Origin of the sequence: Heyndrickxia oleronia (assembly GCF_017809215.1) — a bacterium.
GTDB classification, from domain to species: domain Bacteria; phylum Bacillota; class Bacilli; order Bacillales; family Bacillaceae_C; genus Heyndrickxia; species Heyndrickxia oleronia.
In genome coordinates this window covers 1,673,726-1,690,655 of sequence record NZ_CP065424.1, presented here as the reverse complement: position 1 = coordinate 1,690,655, position 16,930 = coordinate 1,673,726, and the positions used below count along the sequence as shown (strand labels likewise).

Sequence of the window (16,930 nt, the reverse complement as noted above, 5' to 3'; positions counted from 1 at the left end):
CTCCTGTATGTGAACAAAGTTTGATAAAATGGTATTGTAAGAATCTATTTAGCTTCCCAATAGGAATATAAATTTTAAATAACTTTTGCCTCTTTATGAAGAAGATTTACAAGCTCTACTACTTGGTCAGCTAACTCACCTGAAAGAATTTTTCCTGCTTTTTTTTGAGATGGTAAATACACTTCAATCGTTTTTGTTTTTGCTTCTACATCATCCTCATCAAGATCGAGATCATCTAATTCAAGTTCTTCTAAAGGCTTTTTCTTCGCTTTCATTATGCCAGGTAATGATGGATAGCGTGGTTCATTCAATCCTTGCTGTGCAGTAACTAATAATGGTAAAGTTGTTTCGATAACTTCAGAATCCCCTTCAACATCACGAATAACCGATACTTTTTCACCAGTAATTTCTAGTTTTGTAATGGTCGTTACATACGGGATGCCCAATAGATCTGCAACACGTGGTCCTACTTGTCCTGAACCACCATCAATCGCTACATTTCCACCAATAATTAAATCTGCATCTTTATCTTTTAAATACTCTGCTAGAATCTTAGCTGTGGAAAATTGATCTGCATGATCTAAATCATCCTCTGTATTGATTAATACTGCCTTATCAGCTCCCATTGCAAGGGCAGTTCGCAATTGTTTTTCAGCTTCTTCATTGCCTACCGTTACAACAGTAACTTCTCCACCATGTTCATCACGAACTAGGATTGCTTCTTCAACAGCATATTCATCATAAGGATTAATAATAAATTCTGCACCATCCTCATTGATTGATCCATTAGTAATTGTTATTTTTTCCTCAGTATCAAAAGTTCTTTTTAAAAGTACGAAGATATTCATGAATGTCCCTCCTAGAATTTAAAAACATTTTCTCAGTTTTAAAGATTTTGAATTTTTTAATGATAGATCGGTTTAAGAAGTAGCTTCTTATACCATCTACTAATAATATAATTAAAAGAGCAAAGCTCTTTTACTCCCCTTTAAATTGCGGTTCACGCTTTTCAATAAACGCTTGTATTCCTTCTTGTCCATCTTTCGAAGCGAAAACTTTAGCAAATAGTTCTGCTTCACGTTTTACCCCTTCGTAAAATTCTTTCGTTTTTCCATAGTTTAATAGTTCGATGGCAGCTTTTAATGCAATAGGACTCTTCTTTGCAATTTTATATGCCAATTCCTTGGCTTTTACTAATAATTCATCGTCTGAATAAGCATGATTTGCTAGACCATATGCAACGGCATCTTTACCGGAAATTGGTTCACTTGTAAATAACATTTCAGCCGCTTTTGCCATCCCTACATATCTAGGAAGCCTTTGTGTTCCAGCGAACCCAGGAACTAATCCCAATTGGAGCTCTGGCAGTCCTAATTTAGCTGTAGCCGTCACCAAACGAATATGACAAGCCATAGCTAATTCAAGTCCCCCTCCTAATGCTGCCCCATGTATAGCAGCTATAATTGGTTTTTCAAACTTTTCCATTCTTTCAAATAATCGCTGTCCTTTTTCTCCTAATCTACCAAATTCATCATCTGAACCGATCGTTGTAAATTCTTTAATATCCGCACCAGCTGAAAAAAAGCGACCGTCTCCATGTAGGAGTAATACTCGGATATCACGATCAGCTTCTAATTGATCGAGAAGCTCTGATAACTCATCAATGACTGCTGAACCTAAAGCATTAGCAGGTGGTCGATTAATCGCAATGAATGCAACTTGTTCTTCTTTTGTATAGGTTAGAAACTCCATGTCCATCCTCCTACCTCTATTTTCTTCATGCACCCATACCGTTGATTAGTAATTGTTGAACGGCTGGAGCTTGTGCAACTAAATCATACTTTTCTTCATTCATTACCCATGTTGTTACCGTTTCGTCAATCGTTCCAAAAATCATTTGGCGGACAAGCCTTACTTCTGTATCTTGTCTGAATTCGCCTGTATTCATACCATGTTCAATGATTCTATCGATTAATTTTAAATACCCTTTTAAAACCTCATTAATTTTCAAACGAAGTTCCTTATTTGATTGACGCAATTCCAATTGTGTAACAATGGCTAATTGGTGATCACTTGATAAGATTTTATAATGGCTTTCTATCATTACTAATAATTTCTCCGCAGCGGTTTGTTTTCCTGCTATTTCTTCATCAATTTTATCAATGAAATTCCCCATTTTCTCCCGAAACAAAGAAATGAGAATATCTTCCTTATTTTTAAAATAAAGATAGATTGTTCCGTCCGCAACGCCTGCTTGTTTCGCAATCTTTGAAACTTGAGCTTGATGATATCCATTTTCTGCGATTACAATGACAGCAGCATCAATAATTTGCTTGTATTTCGGTTTATTAGTCTTCATATATATAACCATCACCTTTCGAATATTCAAAGCGAGAGATGAGGGCCAAAAATAAATTGTTCCAATTATTATTAAATCACACACTCGCTATTACTTAAGTAGAAATGAATGATTATTCATTCATATTCCTATGATATAAATAATCATAAATATTGTCAAGGTTCTTCTTTTGAAAAAAGAGCCACGCTCGGGCTCCACAAAATTAGTTGATTCTAATTTCTAACCGATTACCCGTGCTTTTTACGTTCTTCATCTATTAATGAACGCCTTAAAATTTTACCCACTGCTGTTTTTGGTAATTCCTTTCTAAATTCATAAATTCTAGGAACTTTATATGCAGCTAAATATTTTCTTGTAAATGTATTTAATTCTTCTTTCGTTACAGTAGCATTTTCTTTTAACACGATGTATGCCTTTACTGTTTCGCCCCTATATGGATCGGGTACTCCTGCAACAACTGCTTCCTGGATATCCGGATGTTCATATAAAACCTCTTCAATTTCACGAGGATAAATATTATATCCGCCAGCAATTATCATATCTTTTTTCCGATCAACAATATAAAAATAGCCATTTTCATCCATATACCCTAAATCACCCGTATATAACCAGCCATTTTTTAAAACCTGATCTGTTTCCTCTGGTCGATTCCAATATCCTTTCATTACTTGCGGACCCTTTACGGCAAGCTCACCAATTTCACCATATGGCAATGGGGTGCCATCTTCCATGGAAAAAATAGCTGCATCCGTATCTGGCCAAGGAACACCTATGCTTCCTTTTACACGCTTTTCTTCCCAAACAAAATTTGCATGGGTTACGGGTGACGATTCCGATAAACCATAACCTTCAACAAGCTTTCCACCTGTTACTTTTTCAAATTTCTGTTGTACTTCCACTGGTAGAGCAGCAGATCCGCTAATACAAGAATTAATGGATGAAAGGTCATATTTTTGAATATCTGGATGATTTAATAAACCTATATAGATTGTTGGTGCTCCTGGAAATAAAGTAGGACGCTGTTTTTCAATTGTCTTTAAGGTAGTTTCTGCATCAAACTTTGGTAACAACACCATTTTATATCCTTGCATGATCGATAATAATAAGACCGCTGTCATACCATATACATGAAAAAAGGGTAATAGCCCAAGAACAATTTCTTCCCCTTTTTTCGCTTTATATAACCAGGCATCACACATTGTTGCATTAGCAATAAGATTTTTATGTGTAAGCATCACTCCTTTTGGAAAACCGGTTGTACCGCCTGTGTATTGCAACAGTGCTAAATCATTTTCAAAATCAAAATCAATATTTAGTGGCACTGCCTCCGTTTCAGTAAGGATTTTTTTTAGAAGATGATGATTACCTTCGTGTGACACATTAACTGTCAAACCGGTTTGCTTTTTTTGGATAAAAGGATAAATAAGATTTTTCGGGAAAGGTAAGTAGTCTTTGATAGCGGTTACAATAATGTGCTCAATTTGCGTATTTTTCATCACTTTTGAAACTCTTGGAAAAAGGATATCTAACGTCAAAATCACCTTTGCACCAGAGTCGTCCATTTGATATTCTAATTCTCTTTCTGTATATAAAGGATTCGTTTGAACAACAATTGCACCTGCATATAGTACACCAAAATAACCAATAACAGATTGAGGTCCATTTGGTAACATTATAGCTACCCTATCTCCCTTTTCTACTCCTAGCTTTTTTAAGTAGTTTGCAAATTTCAAAGCAGATTCATAGATTTCCTGAAAAGTTAACTCTTTCCCCATAAAATGAATAGCCATTTTATTTGAATAGAGCCTTGCAGCTTCAGTTAAATAAGAATGTACCGGCTTTTCCTCATACGTTAATGTAGCTGGTATCTCTTCAGGATATTGATTTAACCATGGCTTATTATCCATATGTCCCCCTCCTACCCTTAGTGTTAGAAAATTTAAACTGTTCCCTCTTTATTATAGACCATTGGTATTCAAGTGACAATTTGAAAAAGACAAATAATTCATTTCCCTAAATATAAACAGGGCTGCATCGCAGCCCTTCATAACTTATGACATAACCATATATATAATACCGACAATTAAGAAACACGCACATACAGCGAGTAAAACTTTTGCTAATGTTTCCATTTTCCCTATTCACCTGTGTCCTTCCTGTTAAGAAATACTTTCTCCAATGACAAATGATAACCCAATTGAAATGACCATGGAAATAAAACCTACTGCGCGATTATCATTTTCAATTTCAACATCAATTTTAAACTTTGGCGTTAAAAATTCATAGATAAAATAACCAATTAACAATAAAACAAAACCATAGAATCCCCAGCCGATCATAATAAAAAGTGAATCATGATGCTGAATAGAATATCTAAAAATATTGGCAATCCCAAATATTTTACCACCCGTAGCCAATGCAACAGCAATATTTCCTTTTTTTATTTCATCCCAGTTTTTATATTTTGTAACCAGCTCGAAAATGACTAAAAAAACAATCATACATAGGATAACAACGCTGTAGTACCCTGCTGTTTGTACAAATGGGTTTTCCCAAAAATTTATCCTCATACCCTTTGACTCCTTTATTTCATAGAATTAAGCGACAGTGAAGATAATGTTTTTATGATATCTTGGTACAAATTAATATTTACTTAAATTCAACAACAGTTATACCGCTTCCACCTTCACCTGCATCACCTAATCTTATACGTTTGACAGAACGATGTTGTTTCAAATATTCTTGAACACCATGTCGAAGGGCACCTGTTCCTTTCCCGTGAATAATTGATACACGAGGATATCCAGCAAGAAGGGCATCATCTATATATTTCTCGACCCTTAATAAAGCATTTTCATACCTTTCTCCACGTAAATCAAGTTCAAGACTGACATGATAATCCTTACCTTTAACAGTAGCAAGTGGTTTGGTTTCCACTTTTTGCTGGGATTGGATAAATTCCATATCTGATTCCTTTACTTTCATTTTCATAATCCCCATTTGAACTTGCCATTCTTTATCACTTACTTTTTCAAGCAATTGCCCTTTTTGATTAAAGCTGATAACTTTCACCTCATCACCGGGGGCAAGTACACGTTTTTTATTTGCTGTTTTCTTTACAGTCGATTTTTCGAAATTTGGTACCGCATCACTTAGTCGTTTTCTCGCTTCAATCAACTCATGTTCTTTTATTGAAGCATGATTTTCTAAACGCATTTTTCTTAATTCACGAATAATTTCTTCTGCTTCTTCCTGAGCCTTTTCAACGACATTTGCTGCTTTGGATTCTGCCTTTTCATACATCCGATCACGCTGTGTGTAAAATTCAGCCATTTGCTTCTGCAAATCCTTATGGAGCTTTTCAGCATCTTTTAAATAATCTTGAGCTTCCTGTCGTTCTCTTTCAGCATCTCGTTTACTTTTTTCTAAAGAAGCAATCATATTTTCGACTTTATTCGTATCTGTTCCAATATATGATCTCGCATGATGAATAATTGATTCTGAAAGGCCTAATCTTTTTGAGATTTCAAATGCATTACTTCGTCCGGGTACACCAATCAAGAGCTTATAGGTTGGGCTTAACGTTTCAACATTAAACTCAACACTTGCATTGATGACTCCTTCTCGATTATAGCCATATGCTTTTAACTCTGGATAATGGGTAGTCGCGACTACTCTTGCGCCTCGGTGATAGACCTCATCTAAAATAGATATTGCTAAAGCTGCACCTTCCTGGGGATCTGTACCTGCCCCTAATTCATCAAATAATACAAGACTTTCATGGTTTACATGTTTCAATATATCAACAATATTCACCATATGGGAGGAAAACGTGCTTAAACTTTGTTCTATAGATTGTTCATCACCAATATCTGCAAAAACATCAGTAAATACTGCAAGCTCCGACCCATCCAATGCAGGAATTTGTAATCCTGCCTGAGCCATTAGCGTACAAATACCGATCGTTTTAAGAGTTATCGTTTTACCACCTGTATTTGGACCAGTTATAAGAATGGTGGTATAGTCCTTTCCTAAACTAATATCATTAGCAACCACTTCGTTAATTGGTATTAAAGGATGTCTCGCCTTATATAAATTGACAATACCATTATTATTCATTATCGGTCTAGTTGCTTTCAAAGATTTTCCAAACAGAGCCTTGGCAAAAATAAAATCAAATTCACCTAATATCATAACAGTTGTAGTTAAATCCTCTCCGACATCCGCGACATCTGCGGAAAGTTCACTCAAGATTCTTTCAATCTCTTGCTGCTCTTTCATATGGAGTTCTCTCAATTGATTATTTAATTCAACTACAGACTGTGGTTCAATAAATAATGTTTGTCCAGAGGAAGACTGATCGTGAACAATCCCCCCATAGTTAGATCGATATTCCTGCTTAACAGGAATAACGTACCGATCATTTCTAATAGTAACAATTGCATCCGATAACATCTTTGATGCATTACGAGAACGAATTAAACTCTCTAATTTTTCACGAATTCGGCCCTCATTTGATCTCAATTTTTGGCGAATTTGTCTTAATGCTTCACTAGCTCCGTCAAGAATGTCCCCATTTTCATCTATAGCATTTTTAATCTTATGTTCAAGGGGAGTGAGAATTATAATTTGTTCTGCCTTTTGTTCTAAAATTGGAATTTCAACACTATTTTCAAGTAAACCTTCAATAAATCTTTTGATTGTTCGTCCAGCATAAATCGTACTAGCCGTATGGACTAATTCCATTGGATTTAAGATTCCACCTATTTGTGCTCTTTTAATATGTGGACGAATATCATGTATCCCACTTAGTGGGATATGCCCTTTTAATCGTAAAACATGTACTGCCTCATCCGTTTCTGCCTGTAAATCTAACACTTCTTCAAACGAGGATGAAGGGACAAGTTGTTTAATTTTATCTTGACCAAGTGTTGAAGAAGCATGTTCTAATAGTAGTTCTTTAATTTTATTAAATTCTAACGTTTTGAGTATCTTATCTTGCATAGAAATTGCAAGCCTCCTATATTCTCTAGTGGTTTAAGGATTAAAACAAACATAGATTTGACCACGATAATTTAGTCTCATCCTAGAACCATATGTTTTATTTGTTTTTCTTTCTTAAAAAATCGATCAATTCATCCGGTTCCATAGTATTTAATACAGATTTTTTTTGTATCCATCCTTTTCTTGCTGTACCAACGCCGTATTCCATAAATTCCAAATCCTCTTTATGATGAGCATCGGTATTGATGACTATTTTGACACCATTTTCTTGTGCTTTTCTAACATATGTCGATGTTAAGTCCAGACGATTAGGATTTGAATTTAATTCGAGAACTGTATTTGTTTCTTTTGCCAATTCAATTAATAACTCAATATCGACATCATAGCCTTGCCGACGCCCAATTAATCGTCCTGTCGGATGTGCAATGATATCAACATGTGGATTCATTAATGCTGTTTTTAAACGATCCATTATTTTCGCTTTCGGTTGATTAAAGCTAGAATGAATAGATGCAATGACAATATCTAATTCTGCTAATAATTCATCCTCATAATCGAGTGTTCCATCCGGAAGAATATCCATTTCAATCCCTGATAAAATCAATATATCATCATATTTATCATTTAAGCGCTTAATTTCTTCATTTTGCTCTCTTAGTCTCTCAGGAGTAAGGCCATTTGCTACCGTTAAATAACGGGAATGATCTGTTATAGCCATATATTTATACCCTTTTTCCCTACAAGCATTAATCATATCTTCCAATGTATGAGCACCATCAGACCATGTCGTATGCATATGCAGGTCGCCTTGAATATCCTTTAGTGTAAGCAATTCTTTCTCAAAAGTATACTCATCTACTTCCTTGCCGTCCTCACGAATTTCAGGTGGAATAAAGGGTAAATCAAAATGATGATAAAACTCTTCTTCACTTTCAAAAGTAAGCGTTTCACCAGTTTCAATCAATTCAACACCATACTCACTGATTTTTTCTCCGCGTTGCTTAGCAAGCTGCCTCATGCGGACATTATGTTGCTTTGAACCAGTGAAATGGTGTAATGCAGTAGCAAATTCCTCTGGTGTAACGAGTCTAAAATCCACATTCACATCATGTACATCTGAAATAGTAATGGAAACCTTTGTATTTCCACTAGCAATCGCTTCCTTTGCTTCATTGAGCCTTAAAAGCTGTTCTTTTACCAGTTTTGGCTCATGGGTTGAAATAACATAATCCAAATCCTTTAAAGTTTCCTGTACTCTTCTTAAGCTTCCAGCATGAGAAAACTGGATAATTCCATCCATATGTCTTAATTCCTCATCAAGTAATCGGATATGCTTTAACATATATGCCAGAGGAAAACGAGTAGGCTTTAGACTAAAAGTTTCAATGGCTTCCAAAATTTTTTCTTCAGTCTTTTTACCAAAGCCCTTTAATGTTTGTACTTTTCCTTCTTCACAAGCAGCTTTTAAAGATTGAACATCTATAATATCTAATTCATGATATAATCTTGAAATCTTTTTTCCACCTAAGCTGGGGAGCTGTAATAAAGGAATCAGCCCTTTAGGTACTTCATTTTGTAATTCCTTAAGGACACTAGATTGTCCACTTTGTATATATTCAATAATGACTTCATTCGTCCCTTTTCCTATTCCATTAATCGAAGTGAAATCTTCAATTTCCTCAAGGCTTCTAACATCTGTTTCTAACGCTGCTGCTGCCTTTCTAAATGCTGCTATTTTAAAGGCATTCTCGCCTTTTAATTCCATATAAGTAGCAATTTGCTCTAATAACCGAACAACTTCCTTTTTATTGACTTTCATTTCAATCCCCTTCCTATCAAGGAACTTCCTAGTATATATATTAGCAAAAATGATCGAAAAAGGCATTTTTCCCTTGTAAGAAAAAAACTCCTCTATAAAAGAGAAGTTAGGATATATTCGTAATCCACCATTCTTCAATTTGTTTTGAAAGAAAAGGTGTATTTTTAATGATACCTTTAGCAATGAAAGATTGGTCCAAAGATGTTTGGATTGAATCTATTGGTAATAAGGCAGCAATATATAATAAAATAAAGATAATTAAATATACTTCTACAAAACCTAAAATCCCACCAGCCCATATATTCAACGGCTTAATTATTGGTAAACGAGCAACAAAATCTAGTGCAGAACCGATAATATGTAAAATGATTTTTACTGCAAAGAAAATGATGGCAAATGCAATCGCTCGATAATAAGCTGTTTCTAAATTCATTCCTTTTAAAAGCATAACTATTGAATTATTATCATCTAACGCAGGGTACGGAATCCATAACTTTAGATGCGGAGCTAAATCTTTAAAATACATGTATGCTATAATAAAAGCAATAATAAATCCTGTAATATGGATAAGCTGAAGGATAAATCCTCTCTTTAGACCAACAAAAAATCCAATTACTAAGATTAATAGAATCACTAAATTAATCATTTTTTCATTCCTTTAATTATTGAAGTTTTTAATCAGAAGCTCGTATTGCTCCTTTAATTTAAGATATTCATTTACTGTATTGACAGCAGTTAAGACAGCAAGTTTACTTGTATCCAATGAGGGGTTATTGGAACGAATTTCACGCATTTTAGCATCAACAATTGAGGCAACTTCACGTATATGACTTGTTGACTCTGTACCAATAATGGTATATTGCTGTCCATATATTCCAACTGTTGTTCGATTTTTCTCAGTCAAATTCATTGCCCCCCTAAAAACAATCCTATTGTATATAATAGCATGAATTTACAGGGTTGGGAAGAAATTGTCCAGTAATGTCGAATAAGATAATGATAGAAAAACATTGTTCTAATAAGATTTGGAGGATTGTTCATGTCAAATACTGTAATTAAAGTTTCAACTAAAACAATTCAATTAATGAACGAACATTATTCTCATTCATTACTTGAAAAAAAGCCACCAGGTGCTATTTTTACTGCAAAGCATAATGGGTGTACGATCACCGCCTATCGTTCAGGTAAAGTAATGTTTCAAGGCAATAATCATTCTGAAGAAGCAAGTAACTGGGGAAATCCAGTAGTAAAACAGGTAGACCCGATTAAACACCAAACATCAGGAAATCCTTTACCTCGGAACCTAAGTTCACTATCAATCATCGGTTCAGATGAAGTTGGAACTGGAGATTATTTCGGCCCTATTACAGTCGTAAGCGCGTATGTTGATAAAGAACAAATACCTTTATTAAAAGAACTAGGTGTAAAGGATTCTAAAAACCTTACTGATACACAAATTATCACAATTGCTAAGGATTTACTTCATATTATTCCATACAGCTTGCTTACATTACATAATGAAAAATATAATGAATTACAATCATCAGGTATGACCCAAGGTAAAATGAAAGCTATATTACATAACCAGGCAATTAGTAAGTTATTGAAGAAAATATCTCCAATAACACCTGAAGCCATATTGATTGATCAATTTGTTGAGGCAGATACATATTACCGACACCTTAAGGGACAAAAAGAAATCATTCAAGAGAATGTATTATTTAGTACAAAAGGTGAAAGCGTGCATTTAGCTGTAGCTGCTGCCTCTATTTTAGCTAGATATGCTTTTGTTAAAGCTTTTGATGAATTAAGCAAGAAAGTCGGGGTTTCTTTACCAAAAGGAGCCGGACACAAAGTTGATCAAGTAGCAGCTCAATTGATTAAACAAAATGGAAAATCAAGTTTAAAGCATTTAGCAAAACTCCATTTTGCTAATACTGAGAAAGCGATAAAGCTAATATAAGATATTCTTGAAGAATCGTTGGACAAAATTTTGGAAACATAGGGATATTACCATTGGAGGATGTAGAAATATATTAGCAATTGGAGCTAAAGCAATTTAACTTTATAAATAGTATAGAAATTTATCTCCTTATCTTTTTAAAATAGCCTATTTTCGAAGTGGAAAGAAGACTTTTCAGTATATCTATTTTTATTAGTTAAACATTAGCTAATTAACAATATGGTATTGAGAAAAAAATCCTAAAAAATGAAACCTTGTTGAATAAATTTCCGTATATATAATAGTATGTAAATATATGATAGAATACAGTAAAAAAAGGAGAAGTGAGATAATAATGCAAGAGGTATATTCGACAAGTAGTAAGCGTGACCTAATGGGTTCCGTGCTTAAGGCTTTTGCTTTATCCCTACTCGTAGCAGTTGTCGGGATGTTAATTGGGACAATGGTTCCTCCAGCACTATTTATGCCTTTAATGATCGTAGAATTCGTATTGCTATTAGCTGCATTTTTCGTTCGTAAGCGTAAAAGTGTTGGTTACGCATTTTTATTTGCCTTTACTTTTATTTCAGGTATTACAACCTATCCAATTGTTGCTTATTATGCAGCTACATCAGGAGCACAAGTACTAATATCAGCTTTCACTGGAACACTAGTTATATTTGCAGTAATGAGTTTCGTTGGTACAAAAACCAAAAAAGATTTATCGTTTTTAAGCGGATTTCTATTAACTGCCCTACTAGCTCTTGTTGTGATAGGATTAATCAATATTTTTGTTCCTTTTTCATCAACAGCACTATTCGTAGCTTCAATTATCGGAACAGTCGTATTTTCACTATACATTATGTACGATTTTAATCGTATGAAAAATATGGACTTTACTGATGAAGCAGTGCCATTATTAGCTCTCAATCTGTACTTAGATTTCATTAATTTATTCCTTAATCTATTAAGATTTTTCGGATTCCTTAGCAGGGACTAGTTCTCCTTAAACTTTCACAAAAAAAAAGAATCTAATTTAAGTGTTTACACTTTAATTAGATTCTTTTTTAGTCTTCAAACTTTCTCGATGACACATAGTGGTGTGTTTATATAGCATGAAGTCAAAAAATTATCCCAATGTATTCCTTGGATAAGCTTAACCCCTTAACTCCGCACCTGCCTGCTGCTTCACTGCCTCGAGTACTTTGTCATGTGCCTTAACTACTTCTTCATCTGTTAATGTTCGTTCTGGATCAAAATATTTTAATGAGAAAGCAATGGATTTCTTTCCTGGCTCCATGTGCTCACCTTCATAAAGATCAAAAATAGATACCTCTTTTAATAAAGAGCCTCCTGCACTGACAATAATTTGTTGAAGAGTGCCAGCTTCTACATTGCGATCAACAACAAGTGCAATATCCCTTGTCATTGAAGGGAATCGTGGAATTGATGTATAGTGCAGTGGTTGAACTTCATTTGCAAAAATTGATGCTGTTTTTAATTCAAATACATAAGTTTCTTTTAAATCCATATCTTTTTGTACTTGCGGATGAATTTGCCCAACAAATCCAATCACTTCATCATTCCATAAGATTTCTGCTGTTCTACCTGGATGCATTCCTTCGATAGCAGCCGCTCTATAAACAATTGAATGACTAACACCAAGTTTATCAAATAGTCCTTCAAGAATTCCTTTAGCGACAAAGAAATCAACCGATTTTTTTTCACCTTGCCAAAGCTGAGAATGCCATATACCAGTAATTGCACCAGCTAAATGCTCAAATTCCTCTGGTTGCTCCTGATCTGTTGTTTTTAAAAATACAGAACCAACTTCATATAAAGCTACCGATTCATTTTTTCTAGCAAGATTATATGAAACAACATCTAATAAACCTGGAAGAATGCTTAAACGTAAATGGCTTCTTTCCTCACTCATTGGCATTGCTAGACGTATCGGCTCACGTTTGTCTAATGCATACATTGTTGATTTCTCTTCATTAGTTAATGAATAGGTAATTGCTTGATATAATCCTGCACCTTCCAGATATCTTTTTGCCGCACGTCGTTTACTCTGAACATCTGTTAATCCACCAGGTGTTGTTGCACCTGTAGGTAAAGTTGTAGGTAGATGATCATATCCATAAAGTCTAGCTACCTCTTCGATAAGATCCTCTTGAATCGTAATATCCCCACGTCTAGTTGGTACAGTTACTATAAAAGTTGTATCTTCTGTTTTCACTTCAAATTGAAGTCTAGTAAATATATCTAAAACTTGTGTTTCAGTAATTTCCGTTCCAAGCACTCGGTTTATTTTCTCTAATGAAATTTCAATAACTGCTGGTTCAATTTTCATTGTATTCACTTCAACTATACCTTCAAGAATTTCACCATCTGCATATTCTGCTATTAACTTCGCTGCACGCTCCGCGGCATCATGAATACGATTTGGATCAACTCCTTTTTCAAAACGAGCACTTGCTTCACTGCGTAAGCCATGATCCTTTGATGCATTACGAACAGTTTGACCATTGAAATAAGCTGATTCAAGTAAAACCGTTGTCGTTGTATCACCAACTTCTGAGTTCGCTCCACCCATCACACCAGCCATTGCCACTGGTTCTTTCCCATTCGTAATAACTAAATGATTTGCTTTTAATGTTCTCTTACTATCATCAAGCGTAATGATCGTTTCACCTTCATGTGCAAGGCGTACGATTATTTCCTTTGAACCTAGCTTATCATAGTCAAATGCATGTAGGGGTTGACCATATTCAAGTAATATATAATTCGTAATATCAACGACATTATTATGTGGGCGAATATCTGCCGCCATTAATCTTGTTTGCATCCATAATGGAGACGGTCCTATTTTAACATTTTTAATAATCTTTGCTACATATAGTGGATTTTCTTCTGGTGCTTCGACCTTAATCGATACATAATCAGAAGCTTTTTCCACTGAAGATTCTCCCTTTGTATTTGGTAATTTCACATCAGTGCCAAGGATAGCAGCCACTTCATATGCCACACCTAACATACTTAAACAATCAGAACGGTTCGGAGTTAAGCCTAATTCTAGAATCTTATCATCTAGATTCAGTAACGCAATAGCGTCAGACCCAACTTCTACATCGCTAGGAAATACATAAATCCCTTCAGCGAAATCTTTAGGGATTAATTTTCCCTCAATCCCAAGTTCTTGTAGGGAACAGATCATACCATTAGACTCTTCACCACGAAGTTTTGACTTTTTAATTTTAAAATTACCCGGCAAAACAGCTCCAACTGTGGCAACTGCAACTTTTTGCCCCTTTGCTACGTTCTTCGCTCCACAAATGATTTGTACAGGCGCTTCCCCACCTAGATCCACTAAACATTTGTTCAATTTATCAGCATTTGGATGTTTTTCACATTCCATTACGTAGCCAACAACGACACCTTTAATTGAAGAAGCTTTATGTTCTACTCCTTCTACCTCAATACCACTTCTAGTAATCTTTTCTGCTAATTCTTCAGCGGAAATATCTTTTAAATCAATATATTCCTTTAACCATTTATATGAAACAAACATGTTTTTTCCTCCCTACCTTTTATTCATGTGTGGAAAATTGTTTTAAGAATCGAGTATCATTGGTGTACATATGACGAATATCATCTATACCATATTTTAGCATTGCAATTCTCTCTGCTCCGATCCCGAAAGCAAAACCGGTATATTTATTTGCATCAAATCCTGCCATTTGTAGAACATTAGGATGAACCATCCCTGCTCCAAGCATTTCAATCCAGCCTGTTTTTTTACAAACATTACAGCCTTTTCCCCCACATGAGAAACAAGAGACATCTACCTCTACTGAAGGTTCAGTAAATGGGAAGAAACTTGGACGTAAGCGAATTTCACGCTCTTCACCAAACATTTTTTTCGCAAATAATTCTAATGTTCCCTTTAAATCACCCATTGTTATGTTTTCATCAACCACAAGTCCTTCGATTTGCATAAATTGATGAGAATGGGTTGCATCATCATTATCACGACGATAGACTTTACCTGGGCAAATAATTTTCACTGGCCCTTTGCCTTCATGCTTTTCCATTGTTCTCGCTTGGACTGGTGATGTATGTGTACGAAGAAGAAGATCTTCCGTAATATAAAAAGAATCTTGCATATCTCGAGCAGGATGCCCTTTTGGTAAATTTAGTGCCTCAAAATTATAGTAATCCTTTTCCACTTCAGGTCCTTCGGCAATTTTATAACCCATGCCAATAAAGAAATCTTCTATTTCCTCGACTACCCTTGTTAATGGATGATGATTTCCACTCTTGACAGGACGTCCAGGCAAGGTGATATCAATTGTCTCCGCGGCTAATTGTTTTTCAACTGCTTCCTTCTCTAATGATGTGTGCTTTGCTTCAATCTTTTGACTAATGGATTCCCTCACCTCATTTGCAAGAGCTCCCATTTTTGGACGTTCATCAGCAGATAACTGTCCCATTCCTCTTAAAACCTCTGTTATCGGTCCTTTTTTACCTAAATATGCAACACGAATTTCATTTAATGTTTTCAAGTCTTCAGCTTGTTCAATTTTCGCTAATGCTTCCGTTTGCAAATCTTTTAATTTTTGCTCCATTATTTTACCTCCTCTTAATGATGAGCTGACAAAAAAGCCTACATAGACTTTTTACCCGCTCATAAAAAAACATAAAAAAACCTCATCCTACAAAGGGACGAGGTTATCATCGCGGTACCACCCTAATTAGCATCTTTTTCATGCTCATCTTCATTTCATAACGGCTTTTCACCGAGGCATCTTTACGTTATTAGCAACGGTCCCGATGCTGACTCCAGGGGTGAACTTCACTTAATTTTTCCATAAAAATGCTCTCAGTCAAAGGCATTTTCTCCCTTAATGGTGACATTAAGTTACTTTTCCCTTTCAGTGTCTTTTATTTTATGCAATTGTTTATATTATAGTATTTTATGGAATGAATATCAAATTTTATTTTAAACCTTTAAATAATACATTAATATGCCAGCAGCTACGGCTACGTTTAATGATTCTGCTTGCCCAATGATAGGGATATATAAATTATTCTTCGTTAGGCTAAGTAAATCCATAGACACACCATTTCCTTCATTGCCAACCAATAAAGCGAATTCAGAACTAGGTTCTACTTGTTTGTAAGATACTCCATTTTCCAATGATGTTCCATACACTGGTATTTGGTTTTGATTAAATTTTTGAATCCAATCCTCAAGCCTTCCAAAAAGAACAGGAATATGAAAATGACTTCCTTGAGCAGAACGTAGAACTTTAGGATTGAATAAGTCCACAGTCCCTTCACCTAAAATAACAGCATCCATTCCTGCTGCGTCAGCTGTTCGGATGATTGTCCCTAAATTTCCTGGATCCTGGACGGCATCGATTAATAAAAAGGATTTTCCCTTTAATGTTTGAAAGCTCGGTTGCTTCATCTTACATATTGCAAATACACCTTGTGTTGTTTCAGTATCTGATATTGCCTTACTAATTTCCGAAGTAATTTTAGTCAATGATAATTGCTGAATATCCCAAGTTACTGGAATCTCAATATCTTCACTTAATATAATTTCAATAATATTATTTTTATCTTTTAACGCCTCTTCAACAAGATGAAATCCTTCTACTAAATAGGTCTGTGTTTTTTCACGCTCTTTTTTAGTTAATAATTTTTTCCATTGCTTTACTTGTTGATTTTTAATTGACTCAATAAACTTCACCTTCTGTACTCCCTTTCCATTTCTCAATATCTCATTATAACCTAATAT

General features: G+C 34.9%; 14 protein-coding genes and 1 other annotated feature. Of the genes, 2 read left to right on the top strand and 12 right to left on the bottom strand.

Features of this window, described 5'->3' with window-relative positions; genetic code table 11:
* Window positions 1-74 precede the first annotated feature (74 nt).
* The 9 genes from I5818_RS08445 to zapA form a co-directional block, all read right to left on the bottom strand.
* Window positions 75-848, bottom strand: coding sequence for an electron transfer flavoprotein subunit beta/FixA family protein (locus I5818_RS08445; RefSeq protein ID WP_078111392.1), 774 nt, complete (start codon window positions 846-848; stop codon window positions 75-77).
* Window positions 849-978: 130 nt separating this feature from the next.
* Window positions 979-1,752: an enoyl-CoA hydratase gene (locus I5818_RS08440; protein WP_058006605.1), complete on the bottom strand. Its 774-nt coding sequence runs from the start codon at window positions 1,750-1,752 to the stop codon at window positions 979-981.
* 25 nt (window positions 1,753-1,777) lie between these two features.
* The gene (locus I5818_RS08435; RefSeq protein WP_071976982.1) at window positions 1,778-2,359 is read right to left on the bottom strand and encodes a fatty acid metabolism transcriptional regulator FadR; all 582 of its coding nucleotides are present in this window, start codon (window positions 2,357-2,359) and stop codon (window positions 1,778-1,780) included.
* Window positions 2,360-2,586: 227 nt separating this feature from the next.
* On the bottom strand, window positions 2,587-4,266 hold the full coding sequence (locus tag I5818_RS08430) for a long-chain-fatty-acid--CoA ligase (RefSeq protein ID WP_071976981.1): 1,680 nt from the start codon (window positions 4,264-4,266) through the stop codon (window positions 2,587-2,589).
* A gap of 252 nt (window positions 4,267-4,518) precedes the next feature.
* Window positions 4,519-4,929: a DUF350 domain-containing protein gene (locus I5818_RS08425; RefSeq protein WP_058006608.1), complete on the bottom strand. Its 411-nt coding sequence runs from the start codon at window positions 4,927-4,929 to the stop codon at window positions 4,519-4,521.
* Between the two features lie 79 nt (window positions 4,930-5,008).
* Complete coding sequence (locus I5818_RS08420; protein ID WP_078110153.1) at window positions 5,009-7,363, bottom strand: endonuclease MutS2; 2,355 nt, start codon at window positions 7,361-7,363, stop codon at window positions 5,009-5,011.
* A 97-nt stretch (window positions 7,364-7,460) separates the two neighbouring features.
* Window positions 7,461-9,182: a DNA polymerase/3'-5' exonuclease PolX gene (gene polX / locus I5818_RS08415; RefSeq protein WP_071976980.1), complete on the bottom strand. Its 1,722-nt coding sequence runs from the start codon at window positions 9,180-9,182 to the stop codon at window positions 7,461-7,463.
* Window positions 9,183-9,288: 106 nt separating this feature from the next.
* Window positions 9,289-9,828 (bottom strand): CvpA family protein, encoded by a 540-nt coding sequence (locus I5818_RS08410; protein ID WP_058006611.1) that lies wholly within the window; start codon window positions 9,826-9,828, stop codon window positions 9,289-9,291.
* A 12-nt stretch (window positions 9,829-9,840) separates the two neighbouring features.
* Window positions 9,841-10,092, bottom strand: coding sequence for a cell division protein ZapA (gene zapA, locus I5818_RS08405; RefSeq protein ID WP_058006612.1), 252 nt, complete (start codon window positions 10,090-10,092; stop codon window positions 9,841-9,843).
* A gap of 129 nt (window positions 10,093-10,221) precedes the next feature.
* Between zapA and rnhC the strand changes: the two genes are divergently transcribed.
* Together rnhC and I5818_RS08395 are read left to right on the top strand one after the other, a co-directional pair.
* Window positions 10,222-11,145 (top strand): ribonuclease HIII, encoded by a 924-nt coding sequence (gene rnhC / locus I5818_RS08400; RefSeq protein WP_058006613.1) that lies wholly within the window; start codon window positions 10,222-10,224, stop codon window positions 11,143-11,145.
* A gap of 334 nt (window positions 11,146-11,479) precedes the next feature.
* On the top strand, window positions 11,480-12,124 hold the full coding sequence (locus tag I5818_RS08395) for a Bax inhibitor-1/YccA family protein (RefSeq protein ID WP_078110220.1): 645 nt from the start codon (window positions 11,480-11,482) through the stop codon (window positions 12,122-12,124).
* Between the two features lie 156 nt (window positions 12,125-12,280).
* On the opposite strand, the gene pheT is transcribed toward I5818_RS08395, so the two are convergent.
* The 3 genes from pheT to I5818_RS08380 all read right to left on the bottom strand — a co-directional run bounded on the left by pheT (window position 12,281) and on the right by I5818_RS08380 (window position 16,882).
* Window positions 12,281-14,695, bottom strand: coding sequence for a phenylalanine--tRNA ligase subunit beta (pheT, locus tag I5818_RS08390; protein ID WP_078110221.1), 2,415 nt, complete (start codon window positions 14,693-14,695; stop codon window positions 12,281-12,283).
* A 19-nt stretch (window positions 14,696-14,714) separates the two neighbouring features.
* Window positions 14,715-15,752, bottom strand: coding sequence for a phenylalanine--tRNA ligase subunit alpha (gene pheS / locus I5818_RS08385; RefSeq protein ID WP_078110222.1), 1,038 nt, complete (start codon window positions 15,750-15,752; stop codon window positions 14,715-14,717).
* Window positions 15,753-15,842: 90 nt separating this feature from the next.
* Window positions 15,843-16,071 (bottom strand) — a binding site (T-box leader).
* A 55-nt stretch (window positions 16,072-16,126) separates the two neighbouring features.
* A complete protein-coding gene (locus I5818_RS08380) occupies window positions 16,127-16,882 on the bottom strand; it encodes a TrmH family RNA methyltransferase (RefSeq protein WP_078110223.1) in 756 nt (251 codons plus the stop codon).
* Window positions 16,883-16,930: the final 48 nt, after the last annotated feature.

What these genes read in the sequence shown, in the direction of transcription:
- I5818_RS08445 (WP_078111392.1), bottom strand. Translation starts at nt 848, where the DNA reads ATGAATATCTTCGTACTTTTAAAAAGAACTTTTGATACTGAGGAAAAA.
- I5818_RS08440 (WP_058006605.1), bottom strand. Translation starts at nt 1,752, where the DNA reads ATGGAGTTTCTAACCTATACAAAAGAAGAACAAGTTGCATTCATTGCG.
- I5818_RS08435 (WP_071976982.1), bottom strand. Translation starts at nt 2,359, where the DNA reads ATGAAGACTAATAAACCGAAATACAAGCAAATTATTGATGCTGCTGTC.
- I5818_RS08430 (WP_071976981.1), bottom strand. Translation starts at nt 4,266, where the DNA reads ATGGATAATAAGCCATGGTTAAATCAATATCCTGAAGAGATACCAGCT.
- I5818_RS08425 (WP_058006608.1), bottom strand. Translation starts at nt 4,929, where the DNA reads ATGAGGATAAATTTTTGGGAAAACCCATTTGTACAAACAGCAGGGTAC.
- I5818_RS08420 (WP_078110153.1), bottom strand. Translation starts at nt 7,363, where the DNA reads ATGCAAGATAAGATACTCAAAACGTTAGAATTTAATAAAATTAAAGAA.
- polX (WP_071976980.1), bottom strand. Translation starts at nt 9,182, where the DNA reads ATGAAAGTCAATAAAAAGGAAGTTGTTCGGTTATTAGAGCAAATTGCT.
- I5818_RS08410 (WP_058006611.1), bottom strand. Translation starts at nt 9,828, where the DNA reads ATGATTAATTTAGTGATTCTATTAATCTTAGTAATTGGATTTTTTGTT.
- zapA (WP_058006612.1), bottom strand. Translation starts at nt 10,092, where the DNA reads ATGAATTTGACTGAGAAAAATCGAACAACAGTTGGAATATATGGACAG.
- rnhC (WP_058006613.1), top strand. Translation starts at nt 10,222, where the DNA reads ATGTCAAATACTGTAATTAAAGTTTCAACTAAAACAATTCAATTAATG.
- I5818_RS08395 (WP_078110220.1), top strand. Translation starts at nt 11,480, where the DNA reads ATGCAAGAGGTATATTCGACAAGTAGTAAGCGTGACCTAATGGGTTCC.
- pheT (WP_078110221.1), bottom strand. Translation starts at nt 14,695, where the DNA reads ATGTTTGTTTCATATAAATGGTTAAAGGAATATATTGATTTAAAAGAT.
- pheS (WP_078110222.1), bottom strand. Translation starts at nt 15,752, where the DNA reads ATGGAGCAAAAATTAAAAGATTTGCAAACGGAAGCATTAGCGAAAATT.